Genomic DNA, 15881 nt, shown 5'->3' on the forward strand with positions numbered 1-15881 from the left:
ATTACCACGAGACATCAAAATCAAATACATCACTAATCTCTTCGCCAATCGGTGAGACATGGTCTGCACTTGGCGTGGTGAGCATTTCAAAGTCATCATAAGCGACCAGTGAGAGCGTCTCTGTCTTATAGCGGTGCAAACGCACGCTCGCCCATGGATAAAGCAGACCCAGACTTATGATGATGGCGATGTAATTGGTTAGGTTGATTAGGGCAAATTTCATCACACTAAAATTCACCAACTCAAAGCGATTATCCCCCAAAGTCAGCTTGCCCCAGATGGCTTTATGTAGATAGCCTTGCACGAGCGGTATGATGAGTAGTATGCCCACATAGAACAGCCCAATCATTATCGCAAATATAGATGCCATCGTATCGTTATCCATATCAGAGATGATATCCATATAGCCACCAAAACCAATAATAGCAGAGATGACCATCATCAAGATGAATAGTACTATTGGCAATAGCATGGCTTTATAATAATCCAGTACGCTGGTGTTAAAGTTGAATTTGAGCTGTCCAAAATAGGTGTTATCAAATTGATAGTGTTTAAACAACCAAAGACTAAATGGCATGAGCAGACCAAAACTGACAAGGTTTAATAATACAATGGCGATACACATCATATATAAAGTGCCAAGCGTACCCCCAAAGCCAAAGCGAATGTTGTTGTACTGACTGTTTCTTGCCATAAAACGCATGGTAGAACGAATGAGCCATGGAAATAAAACAAACAAAACAAGAAAGCCGGCGATGGCAAGCTCTGGCGAAAAATTACTAAAAATATTGATTACTAAATAAACCACAATGGCAATCATTCGTCCAATTAAAATCCGTTTTGGGCTGGCGGTAAAGTCAAAAATCTCTCCGCCGATTTCAGTATTGCCATAAAAATACCGCAGACGACGCACTTTCGCCCACGGCGAATAGATACCTAAGGTAATGATGGTCAAAAACAAATTGACAATCCAAATCTTAAAATAAGCCGACCCACTGCCATAAAAGGTAAAGCGATGTGTGCTGGGTGTCGCTGATGATCTGGGTGTGATAGAGGTCTGTGCCGTCAGTAAGGTATTGTCGTCATGCATAATCTGTCCTATTGATGTGAAGTCTATTATTGCAAATGCTAAACTAACAACTGTTGGGCGGTATGTATTGTTGATTAACATATAAAAGATATTGTAGCAATGTTATTCCAAAAGATAAATGCTTATTTTGGGGTATGCGTGTGTAACTTTGACCTATTCAGCGGTCATTGGGTGAGCTTTTGTGCCAGTGTTATCAAGGTTTTTGTGCTACAATGGTGCATGATGTCAGTTATCATAAGTCATCGCAGGTCATCATCAGGTGAGACAGCCCAAAAATGAACAAGTTAACTATTTTTTTAGGTTTTGTGGAGTGAAGTCATGTTGGATAGTCAAAAAATCGTCTTAGCCAGTAATAATCAAGGCAAACTTGCTGAGTTTCAGGGGTTGTTTGATGAGACAAATTTGGGGCTGACCATCGTCCCACAAGGCGAGCTTGGCATTGATGACGCCATTGAAGATGGTCTGTCGTTCGTGGAGAATGCGTTGATTAAAGCACGCCATGCAAGCAGTAAGAGCGGACTGCCTGCCATCGCTGATGACAGTGGGCTGTGTGTGCCTATTTTGGGGAATTTTCCAGGGATTTATTCGGCACGATTTGCAGGCGAGCATGGCAATGACTTGGCGAATAATAACAAGCTACTTTGTGAGCTAGCACCTTTTTTTGAAAAGGGCGAGACGGTGGAGGCTTTTTTTGTTTGTGTGCTTGCCCTTGTTCGCCATCAAGATGACCCATTGCCAATCATCGCACAAGGTCTGTGGCGTGGGCAGATTTTGCCACAGCCACAAGGCGAGCATGGTTTTGGCTATGACCCGCTTTTTTGGCTACCAGAATTACAAAAAACTTCAGCACAGTTAGACAAAGCCAAGAAAAATAAAATCAGTCATCGAGGTCAAGCATTGCAATCACTGATATCAATGCTAAAAAGTTAAGCTAAAGCCAAACTGCTCGACCGATTGGTTATCAAGGGTTTGATGGGTTGTGGTTTGATGTCCACAAGCCACCTGCTACCACAGATACAGCATGATGTTTATCGCTCTTGGTGCGATGCAATCTTGATAAACTGGGGGCCTGTCTTTTGCTTGTTATTTTTATGGAAAAAAGCTATAATGGCTATCTTTTAAGAATTTTATGGCATCTGTTGCCTGTTTGGATTTGTATTTTTTTGTTTTAAGCTATTGATTTTTAATAATTTTTTTAAGGTAATTACCATGAGCAATTTAGACATCACAGTCAATGTACTGTCGGACAAAGAGACTCAACTGACTGTAAAAGTCCCTGTCGCTACCATTCAAAGCCGTGTTGAAAGCCGTATCCGTTCTGTGGCAAAGACTGCCAAGATTGACGGTTTCCGCAAGGGCAAAGTGCCAGTTAGCCACATTCGTGCCCAGTATGGTGCAGGCATTCAACAAGAAGTCATCAACGATGTGATTCGTGATACGGTATTTGAAGCCATGAGTGAGCAAAAAGTGCGTGCTGTTGGCGTACCAAATATTGATGATGTGAAACTTGAAGATGACTTTTTGGTTTATCAAGCCACTGTTGAGACTTTCCCAGCGGTAGAAGTTCAAGGCATTAGCGAGATTGAAGTAGAACGCCAAACTGCCACCGTATCTGATGAAGATGTAGATACGATGATTGAAAACCTACAAAAGCAACGCCAAACTTACGAGACCAAAGACGGTGTGCTAGAAGATGGCGATGAAGCGACTTTTGATTTTGAAGGTACGATTGACGGCGAGAAGTTTGAAGGTGGTGCAGCTGAAGATTATCGCTTGGTCATCGGTTCAGGTCGCATGATTCCTGGTTTTGAAGATGGCATGAAAGGCATGAAAGCTGGCGAAGAAAAAACCATCAAGGTAACTTTCCCTGCAGACTACCAAGCTGAAAACCTACAAGGCAAAGAAGCAGATTTTAAAATCAGCGTTAAAGAAGTTAAAACACCAAAACTACCAGAGCTAAACGAAGAGTTCTTTGAGCTGTTTGGTGTTAAAGAAGGTGGTCTTGATAAGCTAAAAGCCGATGTTCGCAAGAACATGGAGCGTGAAATCAAGAATGCAGCTCGTAACCAAGTCAAGCAAGCTGCTTTTGACGCATTGCTTGAAAAGAATGAATTTGATGTGCCAAAAGCAATGCTAGAGCAAGAGATTAACCGTCAGCGTGAACAAATGCTACAACGCTTCGCTCAGCAGTTCGGTACTAATCCAAACAGCTTTGGTGCAGATATGCTACCAAATGAGTTGTTTGAAGACCAAGCAATTCGTGCGGTGCGTTTGGGCGTATTGGCTAGCCAAATCATTGAAAAACAAGGTCTTGAAGTTGACCAAGAGCGAGTTACTGCATTCATTGCAGAAGCAGCAGAGAACTATGAAGATCCGTCTGAAGTCATCGAATACTACACCAACGACAAGCAGCAGCGTGCCGGTATCGAGGCTGTGGTACTAGAAGATCAAGTGGTTGACTATCTGCTTTCACAAGCAAAAGTAACCGATAAAGAAGTGAAATACCAAGATTTATTGGCAGCTGCACAGCAAGCACAGCTATAATCTCTTTGGGTTTACAATAAATCCATAAAAATACCCCAAACAGTGTTTGGGGTATTTTTTAATTAGTGGTAGAATAGCAGAAATTTTTCGTTTTTAATTTAGTGAATGATTAGTCAATAATGGGAAAATCAATGAACCACATGAAACATAATCCGTATTATGATCAACTGATGGATACTTACCACGCACCACGCTCCGCCCTTGTACCCATGGTGATTGAGCAGTCAGGGCGTGGCGAGCGTTCGTTTGACATTTTCTCTCGCCTACTGCGTGAGCGAGTGATTTTCTTGACAGGTCAAGTAGAAGACCACATGGCGAATTTGATTGTCGCTCAGCTTTTGTTCCTAGAAGCAGAGAATCCTGAAAAAGACATTCATCTATATATCAACTCCCCTGGTGGTGTCGTAACAGCAGGCATGGCGATGTTTGATACCATGAATTTTATCAAGCCTGATGTATCGACCATCTGCATGGGGCAGGCGTGTAGCATGGGGTCGTTTTTATTGGCGGCAGGGGCGAAGGGTAAACGCTATGCCTTAGCGAACAGCCGTGTCATGATTCATCAGCCATCAGGTGGAGCACAAGGTCAAGCAACCGACATTGAGATTAGTGCGCGTGAAATCCTAAAAATCCGTGAACGCCTAAATCGCATACTTGCCGAGCGTACAGGTCAGCCACTTGAAAAGGTTGAGCGAGATGTAGAGCGAGATTATTGGCTAGATGCGTACGAAGCACAAGAATACGGCTTGGTTGATAGCGTCCTTGATAGACGCCCAGCACAGCTGTAAGGGGGCGTCATGACTGATACACTAAATACTTGCTCATTTTGTGGTAAGAAAAAAACCGAAGTCAAAAAACTAATTGCAGGCGATGGTGCTAGCATTTGTAATGAATGCGTAGCACAATGTGGGGATATGCTTGCAGGTGCCGGCATTGACGCTGAGCCGTTGAATGACTCATCAGCCAAAGATGCCGATGCGTGGGAAAATGCCAAGCTACCAACCCCAAAAGAGCTACGAGCTCATCTGGATGAATATGTCATCGGTCAAGACACGGCAAAAAAAGCCTTATCGGTAGCGGTCTATAACCACTACAAGCGACTAAAATCCGCCAAAAAAGATGAAGCGACAAGCAAAGAGAAAGTTGAGCTTGCCAAAAGTAACATTCTGCTAATCGGACCGACAGGGTCAGGCAAGACGCTACTGGCTCAGACTTTAGCACGCCTACTAGATGTGCCATTTGCCATGGCAGATGCCACAACCTTGACCGAGGCAGGCTATGTGGGCGAAGATGTGGAAAACATCGTCCAAAAGCTACTACAAGCCGCCGATTATGATATCGAGCGTACCCAAAAAGGCATTATTTATATTGATGAGATTGATAAAATCACCAAAAAAAGTGAAAATGTCTCCATCACTCGAGATGTTTCAGGTGAGGGTGTGCAACAAGCACTCTTAAAAATCATCGAAGGCACAGTAGCGAATATTCCGCCACAAGGTGGACGCAAGCACCCACGCCAAGAGATGATTCAGGTGGATACAAGCAATATTCTCATCATCGTTGGTGGGGCGTTTGCAGGGCTTGACCGTATCATTCAACAGCGTACTGAGACGACAGGCATGGGCTTTAATGCCACCGTCAAGGCAAAAAAAGAGGCGAAAATCAGCGAGCTGTTCCGTGAGGTTGAGCCTGAGGATTTGGTGAGATTTGGTATTATTCCAGAGTTCATCGGTCGTCTGCCTGTCATCGCTACGCTAGATGAGCTTGATGAAGAGGCGTTGGTTCAGATTTTGACCGAACCAAAAAATGCCCTAACCAAACAATATCAGTACCTGTTTGAGATGGAAGGGGCGAAGCTGAACTTTGATGAAGAAGCCCTAACCGCCATCGCCAAAAAAGCCATGAAGCGAAAAACAGGGGCGAGGGGTCTTCGTTCTATCATTGAAAATGCCCTGCTTGATACCATGTACGAATTACCAAGCATGGAGGGTGTCAATGAAGTATCGGTTACTCGTGAGGTCATTGACGAGGGTAAAGAGCCTGTGATTTCTTAAGCATAAGCCCTAGTTGGTGATTTTCAACTGGGACTTTGAACTATTCCTTGAAATCTAACTAAATCTATCTTATAATATCCAAATGAATAGATTAATTAGCATCAACGAAGCTTCCAAACAACTTGGCGTGTCCATCTCAACATTACGCAGATGGGACGAAAGTGGTGTGCTTGTTGCCGAAAGAACACCTAAAGGACACAGACGGTACGATATTAGTACAATCAACCCAAACCTACTGCATGGCATAGGCAACAAAGACCGAAAAACCATTGCCTATGCACGAGTATCAAGCCACGACCAAAAGGACGATTTAGAGCGTCAAATCCAAGTTTTAGAACTCTACTGTGCCAAACAAGGCTGGACTTATGAGGTCATCAATGATTTAGGTTCTGGCATGAGCTACCATAAAAAAGGACTTAAACAACTGCTTGACGGTATATTAAACAATGAAATCGGCAGATTGGTTTTAACCCATCAAGACCGCCTATTACGCTTTGGTGCAGAACTTGTCTTTGCTATCTGTGAAGCAAGAAATGTTGAAGTTATCATCATCAATCAAGGCGAAAACCTATCCTTTGAAGAAGAGCTTGCTCAAGATGTGCTAGAAATCATTACGGTATTTTCAGCAAGACTATATGGCTCACGAAGTAAAAAGAATAAAAAACTGCTTGAAGCCGTTAAGGTAGCATTGGAATGACGATTATTCGTGGACACATCATCCGACTTGACCCAACCAATAAACAAGCCACACATTTTAGCAAGGCGTGCGGTATCGCACGTCTAGCCTATAATTGGGCGTTGGCAGAATGGAAAAAGCAATATGAACAAGACAAAAACTACCGTGATGACTGTCAAGCAAACGGCATAACCATTGACGAAAACCGACTTAACAAACCATCACAAGGTAAACTAAGAAAACAACTTAACGCCATAAAACATGAAAAATACCCATTCATGCTAGAAGTAACCAAGTGCAGTCCACAACTTGCTATTATGCAACTAGGCGATGCCTTTAAACGCTTTTTTAAAGGCGAAAGCAAATATCCCCAATTTCGCAAAAAAGGTGTAAATGACCGTTTTAGCCTATCCAACGACCAATTTAAACTCAAAACCATCAATAACAAACCATACATTCAAATCCCAAATTTAGGTTTGGTAAGAATGCGTGAAAACTTACGCCATCAAGGGAAAATTTTATCCGCCAAAGTCTTTAAACAAGGCGAAAAATGGTTTGTCTCAGTTGCCGTTGAACTTGGTGAAATGAACAAACCATTAAACAAAACAGGCGAACAAGTTGGCATAGACTTAGGCATAAGTGATTTAGCCGTATTATCAGACGGCACAAAAGCACAAGCTCCCAAGCCATTAAAAACCAAACTCAAACAATTAAAACGACTAAGCAAACAGCTCAGCCGAAAACAAAAAGGCTCTAAAAATCGTGAAAAAGCGAAAACCAAGCTATCACGATTGCATGACAAAATCAGTTGTATCAGAAAAGACTTTACTCATAAGCTCACAACACAACTTGTCAAAAGTTATGGCGTGATTTGCATTGAAAACCTTAACGTTAAAGGTATGGTTAAAAACCGTCACTTAAGCCGAGCCATTAGCGATTTAGGGTTTTATGAGTTTAAGCGACAGCTGATTTATAAAGCCAACCAATGGGGTAAGACCATCAAAGAATTGGACAGGTTTTATCCAAGCTCTAAAACTTGTTCAAATTGCGGTTTTATGATGACAAAAGAAAACTTGACACTTGCGGTTAGACATTGGATTTGTCCTAGTTGCCATACCAATCATGACCGTGATATTAATGCAAGTATCAATATTTTAAATCAGGCAGATAAGGTTTTAACTTTATCTTAATATTAATCGTTGGTGGGTAAGTTCTATCCCCAACTAAAAACGCCTATGGAGTTGATGTCAGTCCAAGTTCAAACGAATAAGGCAAACAACATTGAAGTAGGAATTAAACGCTAAATTTGCCTTTGGGTAGGTTTAGGTAGGTTTTAAGGAACGGTTTATTGTGGCACTCATGGGTTGGATGCCAGCTCCTATTGAGATTTCTGCCATTACTTCCTTATGGACCATACAAAAACGCCGTGAGAATCCTAAGCTGACCCATGAGCAAGGATTGCTTGATTTTAATGTGGGTTTTTTGGCATCGGCGATACTTGCCATCGTGTTTTTGGCACTTGGGGCGTTGGTGCAGTATGGTTCAGGTCAAGAGATTCAGTTGGTGGGTGGTAAATATGTTGGGCAACTGATTGGTATGTACACCCAAACCATCGGCGAGTGGTCTGGGCTACTTGTGGCGTCCATTGCGTTTTTGTGTATGTTTGGCTCGACCATCACGGTGATTGATGGCTACGCTCGTCTTAATGCTGAGTCGGTACGATTGATTCGCAAGAAGCATCATTTTGGTAAACACACCTTGCGTGCATGGCTGAGCTTTTTTAGTGTGGCAGGCTTGGTGCTGATTTTATATTTTGGGTCGGCATTGACCAGTATGCTAAAATTTGCCATGATTATGGCGTTCGTTTCTGCTCCTGTATTTGCATGGCTAAACTTTGCATTGGCTCGTGAACAAGAGCATCTCCCTAGATGGCTAAGGGTGCTGTCTTGGGCAGGGTTGGTGTTTTTGACGGGCTTTGCATTGTTGTTTTTATCACACTTTTTTGGCATATTAAGCTAAATCGCTTAAAAGCCCTGACGCTTAGATGGTGGCAGGGCTTTTTTCATGACTTGTCAGTCAATTTTTTAAAAAATCCTACCGCAAATGACAAAAAGTTTGTTATATTAAATAACTTTCTAGTAAAACCCATCAGTAAATTCATCAACAAAGGACCATGATAATGACTGAAATTTTTAAAGGCAATAGCCTAACATTGACTTTAGTGAATGGTATCGCCAACTTGTGTTTTGATAATCAATCACAAAGCGTCAATAAATTTGACGCCAAGACCAATGCTGAATTTACCCAAGTGGTTGAACTGCTTGAGGGGCGAGATGACATACAAGGTCTTGTTGTAACATCTGGCAAAAAAGTATTCATTGCAGGGGCGGACATCACCGAGTTCGTTGGTCATTTTCAGCGTTCAGCAGGCGAGATTGAATCATGGCTACTTGATATCAACCGCACCTTTAACCGCTTTGAGGATTTGCCGTTTCCAAAAGTCTGTGCTATCAATGGTGCGGCGTTAGGCGGTGGTTGTGAGATGACTTTGGTGTGCGAGTATCGTGTCATTGGTGCATCAGGTCAGGTGGGTTTTCCTGAGACCAAGTTGGGTATTTTTCCAGGATTTGGCGGTTCGGTACGAGCCCCCCGTATCATTGGGGTGGATAATGCCCTAGAGCTGATTGCCAAAGGCAATGCCCTAAAGCCTGCCGATGCCATCAAAGCGGGCTTGGTTGATGCGGTGGTGTCAGATGAGCATCTTGAACAATCGGCACAAGATTTGGTCAAAAAGTGTATTCAAGGTGAGCTTGATTGGCAGGCAAAACGAGCGGAGAAACTGGAGCCTGTTAAGCTAAATGCGACCGAACAAATCATGGCGTTTAATTCTGCCAAAGGGGCGATTTTTGCCAAAGCCAACCCTAAGCATTATCCTGCCATTGCTCTTGCCTTAGAAGCGGTAGAAAAGCACGCCAATCTTAACCGTGATGAGGCGATTAAGGTGGAGGCGGCCAATTTTGTCAAAGCTGCCAAGACACCACAAGCACAGGCACTTGTGGGGGTGTTCTTAAATGATCAGCTTGTCAAAAAGCGTGCCAAAGAGCAATCTAAAGATGCCCATGATATCAATGAGATGGCAGTGCTTGGTGCAGGCATTATGGGTGGTGGTATTGCTTATCAAGCGGCGGTTAAAGGGCTACCCATCATCATGAAAGACATCAAGAGTGAACAGCTTGATTTGGGCATGAATGAGGCGAGCAAACTGCTTTCTAAAGAAGTTGAGCGAGGTAAAATCAATGCCACCAAGATGGGTGCGACACTATCAAAAATCCGCCCAACGCTCAATTATGGCGACTTTGCTACCCCTGATATCATCATTGAGGCGGTGGTTGAAAATGAGAAAGTAAAAAAATCAGTGCTTGCCGAGACCGAAAGCCTGATTAAAGATGAGGCGATTTTGGCATCTAATACTTCCACCATCAGCATTACTGAGCTTGCCACTGCACTAAAACGCCCAGAGAATTTTGTGGGTATGCACTTTTTTAATCCTGTGCATCGTATGCCACTTGTTGAGGTGATTCGTGGCGAAAAGACAAGCGATGAAGCGATTGCCACTACTGTTGCTCTTGCCCAAAAAATGGGCAAAACGCCGATTGTGGTTAATGACTGCCCAGGATTTTTGGTGAATCGTGTGTTATTCCCTTATTTTGGGGCGTTTGATTTGCTCATCAAGCACGGTGCAGACTTTGTGAAGATTGATAAAGTCATGGAAAAATTTGGCTGGCCTATGGGTCCTGCCTACCTGCTTGATGTGGTGGGAATTGATACAGGGGTACACGCCAGTGAAGTGATGGCGAACGGTTTTCCTGACCGCATGAAACCAGAGTATCAAACTGCTACGAGCGTGATGTTTGCCAACAATCGTTTGGGTCAAAAAAATGGCTTTGGTTTTTATCGGTATGAGCTTGATAAAAAAGGCAAGCAAAAAAAATCAGTTGATGCGACCGTTTATGAGTTGCTACAACCTATGCAAGATACAAATGGCGTGTCATTTGATGACCAAGAGATTATTGACCGCTTGATGGTGGCGTTTTGTAATGAGACGGTGCGTTGCCTAGAGGAGGGCATTGTCGCCAGTGCTGGTGAGGCAGACATGGCGATGTTGATGGGGTTGGGATTTCCACCGTTTCGTGGTGGACCGTGCCGTTATATCGACCAAGTTGGTGTAAGCGAGTTTGTCGCTCTTTGTGATAAATATGCACATCTTGGTCGTGCGTATGAAGCCCCAGAGTTGCTTAAGCAAATGGCAAAAGACAAAAAAACATTTTACGCTTAATGATGAATCAAGAAGAATTTAAGGAAAAATTATGACAACTCTATCTCCAAAAGATGTGGTGATTGTTGATGGTGTACGCACCGCCATGGGCAAATCCAAAAATGGTATGTTTCGTCATGTACGAGCTGAAACCTTGTCAGCTGAGTTGATGAAGGCATTGATTAAAAGAAATAATCTGGACCCTAATGAGCTTGAAGATGTCATCTGGGGTTGTGTGAACCAAACCTTAGAACAAGGTTGGAATATCGCCCGCCATGCAAGTCTATTGGCAGGCATTCCTAAGCATGTATCAGCCCAGACTGTGAACCGTCTGTGTGGCTCGTCCATGCAAGCATTGCATACTGCCGCCGCTCAAATCATGACCAATCAAGGCGAGGTGTTCATCATCGGTGGGGTTGAGCATATGGGTCATGTGGCGATGATGCATGGTGTGGACTTAAACCCAAGCAGTTCAAAGCAAATCGCCAAAGCGTCAAACATGATGGGTCTGACCGCAGAGCTGTTGGGTCGCATGAATGGTATTAGCCGAGAAGAGCAAGACAAATTTGCTCTAAATTCGCACCTAAAAGCCGCCAAAGCCACCGCTGAAGGACGATTTGACCGTGAGATTGTGGGCGTGGAAGGGCATGATGAAGCAGGTAATTTGCAGTTATGTACAAAAGATGAGGTCATTCGTTTTGATGCCAGTTTAGAAAGTTTACAAAAACTACGACCTGTCTTTGACCCTGCCAATGGCACAGTAACGGCAGGTTCGGCATCGGCACTCTCAGATGGTGCGTCTGCCATGTTGGTGATGTCCGCCCAAAAGGCCAAAGCATTGGGATTAACCCCAAGAGCTCGCCTTCGTGGCATGGCAGTGGCAGGCTGTGATGCTGCCATCATGGGCTATGGTCCTGTACCTGCCACCCAAAAAGCATTAAAGCGTGCAGGCGTGAATATCTCTGACATTCAGACGATTGAGCTGAATGAAGCCTTTGCCGCTCAGGGCCTATCGGTATTAAAAGGTTTGGATCTTTACGACCGCCAAGACATTGTCAATCATCATGGCGGTGCAATCGCTCTAGGGCATCCGCTTGGTTGTTCAGGTGCACGAATCACCACCACTTTATTAAATGTGATGGAACAGCAAGATACCGAGTTGGGGCTTGCAACGATGTGTATCGGTCTGGGTCAAGGTATCGCCACCATCATTGAGCGAGTATGATGATTTTGGCTTTCTTAAAATCCAAGCAGTCGCTTGGATTTTTTTATGAGCTTAAGTTTGGTGTTACTGTCTATAAAGAGATGGTTTGTAAAAAATTATCAATCTATCATCTTAGGCTTAATGATTGGTGTATGCAAAAAAAGGAGCAATGGTGAAAAAAATCATACATGATTGTTTTATTTAGGATACAATTTGACGGACTTTCAAGTGCAATTCATGGTATGATAATACCAATTTTTTATGATACTTTTTTTGAGGGGAGAAATGATGAAATTACGCAATGCCATGTTTAACACCATGTTCGCTGTTGCCTTGACAACAATGGGTATCTCTGCCCATGCCATGTTGCCTACGCCAAAAAACGCACAGCAGGCATCTGATGTCTTACAGATTGACCAAAGAGTGAATGCGTTCTTGGTTCGTCAAGATGCAACAGGAAAAGAAGTCTTGCAACCATTGACCGCAAGTGACAATGTGGCTCGTGGCGAGATTGTGGAATATCAAGGGCTATTCACCAATCAAGACACCAACCGTGTGCGTAGCATGATAGCGACACTAAACATTCCTGAGGGGGTGGAGCTTGTTGGTGCGGTTGAGCCTGCCATTGTGAAGGCAAGCACTGATGGTCAGCGTTTTGTTCATATGCCGATTCGTGCTAACATCAACGGACAGGTTCGAGAGTTACCGCTGAGCTACTACAAGGCATTACGCTGGACGGTTGAGGATTTGGGTATTGGTGCGACAGCGGTCGTCAAATATCGTGTGCGTGTCAAATAACGCACGATTTGAACTAGCAATCTAAAATCTTGCCAATAGAGTCTTAAAGTTGGCGTTGTGATTAACCAAATCAAGATTGCAACGCCACTTGTATTTTTAGGTTAACAATTAACAGTAGTTTTAAGTTGAGCCAATCGTTTTTTGTCATCACTCAATAGTGGCTGATACTTTTTGATGAGTTGATGGACGATGAACCGACCGCCATGTTAGGCTATTGCCTTGATGATCAATCAATAGCCACCCAATTTTTTATCATTATTCTCCTAGTTTATTGCCCACCAAAAATGCCACAAGCCCAATGATGAGTGCAGGCACTACAGCGTGCAAATCCCAAAAGCTGATTTTAAAATAAGCAAAGATAATGTAGCAGGTCAGCCCTGATAGCATGGAGGCAATAGCTCCTATGGCATTGGCTTTTTTGTAATACAACCCAAAAACCAACACCCACAAGAAAGTTGCTTCAAGCCCACCAAAGGATAAAAGATTTAGCCAAATGAGCATATCGGGCGGATTGAACATGGCGACAGCTGCCAAAATCACGGTAAAGATGAGCGTCAGAAAAGTGGAATAGCGTTTGATTTTCGCTTCATGTTGCACCGCTTTAGGTCTGATAGATAAGTATAAATCCTTGATGAGTGTGCTTGATGACTGAATCAGCATGGAGTCAATTGATGACATGATTGCTGCCATGGGGGCTGCTAAAAACACCCCTGCCACAAAGGGTGGTAATACCGTCATCATGAGAGTTGGAATGACCTTGTCAGGTACATCAAGCTCTGGTATGACAGCCCGAGCCAACACCCCTGCTAGGTGCATACCTAAGACCAGTACACCCATGACCATCGTGCCAACCAATATCCCACGATGGAGCGAGCGACTGTCCTTATATGCCATTGCACGAATGGCGGTGTGAGGTAGCCCAATCAAACCAAAACACACAAGCACCCAAAACGAGAGCATAAAGGTCGCTGATAGTTTATCATCAACGCCTGTGGGCATAAGCAGGCGTGGGTCAATGCTATGTAAGGTTGTCATGGCACTATCAATACCGCCTGTTGCCATCACTGTACCACCCAGCAGCAGCACCGTACCAATCATCATCACCAGACCTTGCACGGTGTCAGTTAAGACCACCGCTCTAAATCCACCAATAAAGGTATAAAGCCCAATCACGAAGGCGAACACACCAATGGATAGTTCATAAGGTAGTCCTAGTGTGGCTTCCAAGAGACGACCTGCACCAATAAACTGTACCACCATCATGCCAAAGAATGCAAGCAATAAGGATAGGCAAGCCAGCCATACCACAACTTTGTTTTGGTAGCGAGCATAGAGCAGGTCGTTAATCGTGATACTGCCTGTCTTGCGAGCCAAGATGGCAAATTTTTTGCCTAGCGTGCCAAGAGTTAGCCATATCGCTGGGACTTGTATCATAGATAGTAGCACCCAGCCTAGACCATATTTATATGCTGCACCAGGTCCTCCAATGAATGAGCTTGCCGAGATGTAAGTCGCCACTGTCGTCATCGCCAGTACGAAACCACCCATAGAGCGAGAGCCAACATAGTACTCACTCAAAAATTCGCCTGATAAGCGTTTTTGATAAGCGTGCCACGCCACCGCAAAGACAAAAAACAAATACAGACCAAAAGGTATCAGAATATGAATGTTGATGTTCATACATGACCCCCTAAATCATTATCATCATTGAGTTTGTCATGACCTTCCAAATCCATCTCTTTATATACTGTCTTTAAGACAGCAAGGCTAATCAAGACAAATAAGATGGGTAGGACAATACAGCTTAGCTCAAACCATAATGGAAAACCTAAAAATCCTATGCCATCAGGCATGAAATAGCCAAAAACAACCCACCCAATAAGATATAAAAGGGTGAGATAAACTGACCATTTGGCTTCACGGTTTAGCTGGTGGGTTGGGGAGGGTGTGTGCTGTGGCATGGCAATGATTTGTCTGATAAATCAAGATGTTGGGGTTCATTTGAAAAAAGGTCGTTAGTGTACCATAAAATGTGATGGCAAATTGTAAAAAATTTGACTAGAATAGATGCAGTCTTAGAGCATCGTATTGATGTAAGCCTTATGATATTGGAGATAAGATGAGTCTGCATGATATTTTGACATATCGCCGTTCTGTTCGTGATTATTTGCCTGTGGATATTGACGATGCGATGGTTAAGCATTGCCTTGAGCTTGCCACCTTAGCACCCACCAGTTCAAATATGCAGTTGTATGAGTTTTATCACATTACAGATAAAGCCATGCTCGGTCAAATTGCCAAAGCCTGCTTATCACAAGGAGCAGCAACCACCGCCAATCAATTGGTGGTTTTTGTTATTCGTCCTGATTTGCACCGAGTACGAGCTAAGACGGTGTTTGATTTTGAAAAACAAAATATTCAAAACTACAGCCCTGTCGATAAAGTCGCCTCTAGGATTAAGCGGTTTGATACTTATTATAATCGCTTGATGCCACTGTTGTACAACCAAAGCCGATTTATCCCAAAAGCTCGTGAGGCGCTGGCTCGTACGGTTGGTAAGTTTCGCCCCATTCAGTCGGAAATCTCGTTTGATGATATGCGTATCGTCATGCACAAAAGCTGTGGTCTTGTTGCTCAGACTTTCATGCTGGCGATGAGCGAGAAGGGCTTGGATACTTGTCCGATGGAAGGCTTTGATGGTCGTGTGATTAAGGAGCTACTAAACCTACCAAAAAGTAGCGAGATTAACATGGTGGTTTCTTGTGGTGTGCGGAGCGATAAGGGCGTTTGGGGAGATAGGTTTCGTGTGCCATTTGCTGAAGTTTATCACAAGATTTAGCTGAAGCGTAATCAATACTGCCGTCAAGGCGGTATTTTTTTGTTAATGTTGTAAATATTGGTGTGGTTTTAAGGTTTATAAATACCGCTTGATATAAGCGGTATTTTAACTTACCTACCTAAGGAGCTGTTATTTTTTCTTTTTGCCACCTTGCACGGCTTTAAAGCGAGGATTTGATTTGCAAATCACAAAGGTGCGTCCACGACGACGGACGACTTGGCAGTCTTCGTGGCGATTTTTGGCGGATTTTAGTGAAGATAGCACTTGCATGATGTTTCCTTATAAATGTTATAACATAACCTTCAAAAAGCATTATACGCCCATTTTCCTGTTTTGACAAGAGCATATGGGCGGATTTTAA

The 15881-nt window shown here is 43.4% G+C and carries 15 protein-coding genes; 11 read left to right on the top strand and 4 right to left on the bottom strand.

Features of this window, described 5'->3' with window-relative positions:
- Position 1 precedes the first annotated feature (1 nt).
- The gene (locus LU276_RS00355) at positions 2–1090 is read right to left on the bottom strand and encodes a YjgN family protein (protein WP_284673741.1); all 1089 of its coding nucleotides are present in this window, start codon (positions 1088–1090) and stop codon (positions 2–4) included.
- Between the two features lie 318 nt (positions 1091–1408).
- On the opposite strand from LU276_RS00355, the gene rdgB reads away from it, so the two are divergent.
- The 10 genes from rdgB (at position 1409) to LU276_RS00405 (ending at position 12681) form a co-directional block, all read left to right on the top strand.
- Complete coding sequence (gene rdgB / locus LU276_RS00360; RefSeq protein WP_284673742.1) at positions 1409–2020, top strand: RdgB/HAM1 family non-canonical purine NTP pyrophosphatase; 612 nt, start codon at positions 1409–1411, stop codon at positions 2018–2020.
- Between the two features lie 279 nt (positions 2021–2299).
- The gene (tig, locus tag LU276_RS00365; RefSeq protein WP_284673743.1) at positions 2300–3634 is read left to right on the top strand and encodes a trigger factor; all 1335 of its coding nucleotides are present in this window, start codon (positions 2300–2302) and stop codon (positions 3632–3634) included.
- Between the two features lie 140 nt (positions 3635–3774).
- The gene (gene clpP / locus LU276_RS00370) at positions 3775–4422 is read left to right on the top strand and encodes an ATP-dependent Clp endopeptidase proteolytic subunit ClpP (protein WP_432481842.1); all 648 of its coding nucleotides are present in this window, start codon (positions 3775–3777) and stop codon (positions 4420–4422) included.
- Between the two features lie 9 nt (positions 4423–4431).
- A complete protein-coding gene (clpX, locus tag LU276_RS00375; protein WP_284673745.1) occupies positions 4432–5688 on the top strand; it encodes an ATP-dependent protease ATP-binding subunit ClpX in 1257 nt (418 codons plus the stop codon).
- Between the two features lie 82 nt (positions 5689–5770).
- Positions 5771–6385, top strand: coding sequence for an IS607 family transposase (locus LU276_RS00380; RefSeq protein WP_284673746.1), 615 nt, complete (start codon positions 5771–5773; stop codon positions 6383–6385).
- A complete protein-coding gene (locus tag LU276_RS00385; RefSeq protein WP_284673747.1) occupies positions 6382–7554 on the top strand; it encodes an RNA-guided endonuclease InsQ/TnpB family protein in 1173 nt (390 codons plus the stop codon). The genes LU276_RS00380 and LU276_RS00385 overlap by 4 nt, the downstream gene beginning before the upstream one ends.
- Before the next feature lie 169 nt (positions 7555–7723).
- A complete protein-coding gene (locus tag LU276_RS00390; protein WP_284673748.1) occupies positions 7724–8383 on the top strand; it encodes a hypothetical protein in 660 nt (219 codons plus the stop codon).
- A gap of 160 nt (positions 8384–8543) precedes the next feature.
- Entirely contained in the window at positions 8544–10700 is a 2157-nt protein-coding gene (fadB, locus tag LU276_RS00395; RefSeq protein ID WP_284673749.1) for a fatty acid oxidation complex subunit alpha FadB, read from the top strand.
- 31 nt (positions 10701–10731) lie between these two features.
- Entirely contained in the window at positions 10732–11904 is a 1173-nt protein-coding gene (gene fadA / locus LU276_RS00400) for an acetyl-CoA C-acyltransferase FadA (RefSeq protein ID WP_284673750.1), read from the top strand.
- 264 nt (positions 11905–12168) lie between these two features.
- Positions 12169–12681 carry a hypothetical protein gene (locus tag LU276_RS00405; protein ID WP_284673751.1) on the top strand — a complete coding sequence of 171 codons (513 nt, stop codon included), beginning with the start codon at positions 12169–12171 and terminating at the stop codon, positions 12679–12681.
- 255 nt (positions 12682–12936) lie between these two features.
- Here LU276_RS00405 and panF read toward each other — a convergent pair whose 3' ends face one another.
- Together panF and LU276_RS00415 are read right to left on the bottom strand one after the other, a co-directional pair.
- The gene (panF, locus tag LU276_RS00410) at positions 12937–14361 is read right to left on the bottom strand and encodes a sodium/pantothenate symporter (protein WP_284673752.1); all 1425 of its coding nucleotides are present in this window, start codon (positions 14359–14361) and stop codon (positions 12937–12939) included.
- Positions 14358–14642, bottom strand: a complete 285-nt coding sequence (locus LU276_RS00415) for a YhdT family protein (RefSeq protein WP_284673753.1) — start codon at positions 14640–14642, stop codon at positions 14358–14360. The genes panF and LU276_RS00415 overlap by 4 nt, the downstream gene beginning before the upstream one ends.
- A 158-nt stretch (positions 14643–14800) precedes the next feature.
- On the opposite strand from LU276_RS00415, the gene LU276_RS00420 reads away from it, so the two are divergent.
- Positions 14801–15520, top strand: a complete 720-nt coding sequence (locus LU276_RS00420; protein ID WP_284673754.1) for a nitroreductase family protein — start codon at positions 14801–14803, stop codon at positions 15518–15520.
- 129 nt (positions 15521–15649) lie between these two features.
- Here the strand turns inward: LU276_RS00420 and ykgO are convergent, their stop codons facing one another.
- Positions 15650–15790 carry a type B 50S ribosomal protein L36 gene (ykgO, locus tag LU276_RS00425; protein WP_284673755.1) on the bottom strand — a complete coding sequence of 47 codons (141 nt, stop codon included), beginning with the start codon at positions 15788–15790 and terminating at the stop codon, positions 15650–15652.
- Positions 15791–15881: the final 91 nt, after the last annotated feature.

Origin of the sequence: Moraxella haemolytica, from assembly GCF_030177935.1 — a bacterium.
Classification (GTDB): domain Bacteria; phylum Pseudomonadota; class Gammaproteobacteria; order Pseudomonadales; family Moraxellaceae; genus Moraxella; species Moraxella haemolytica.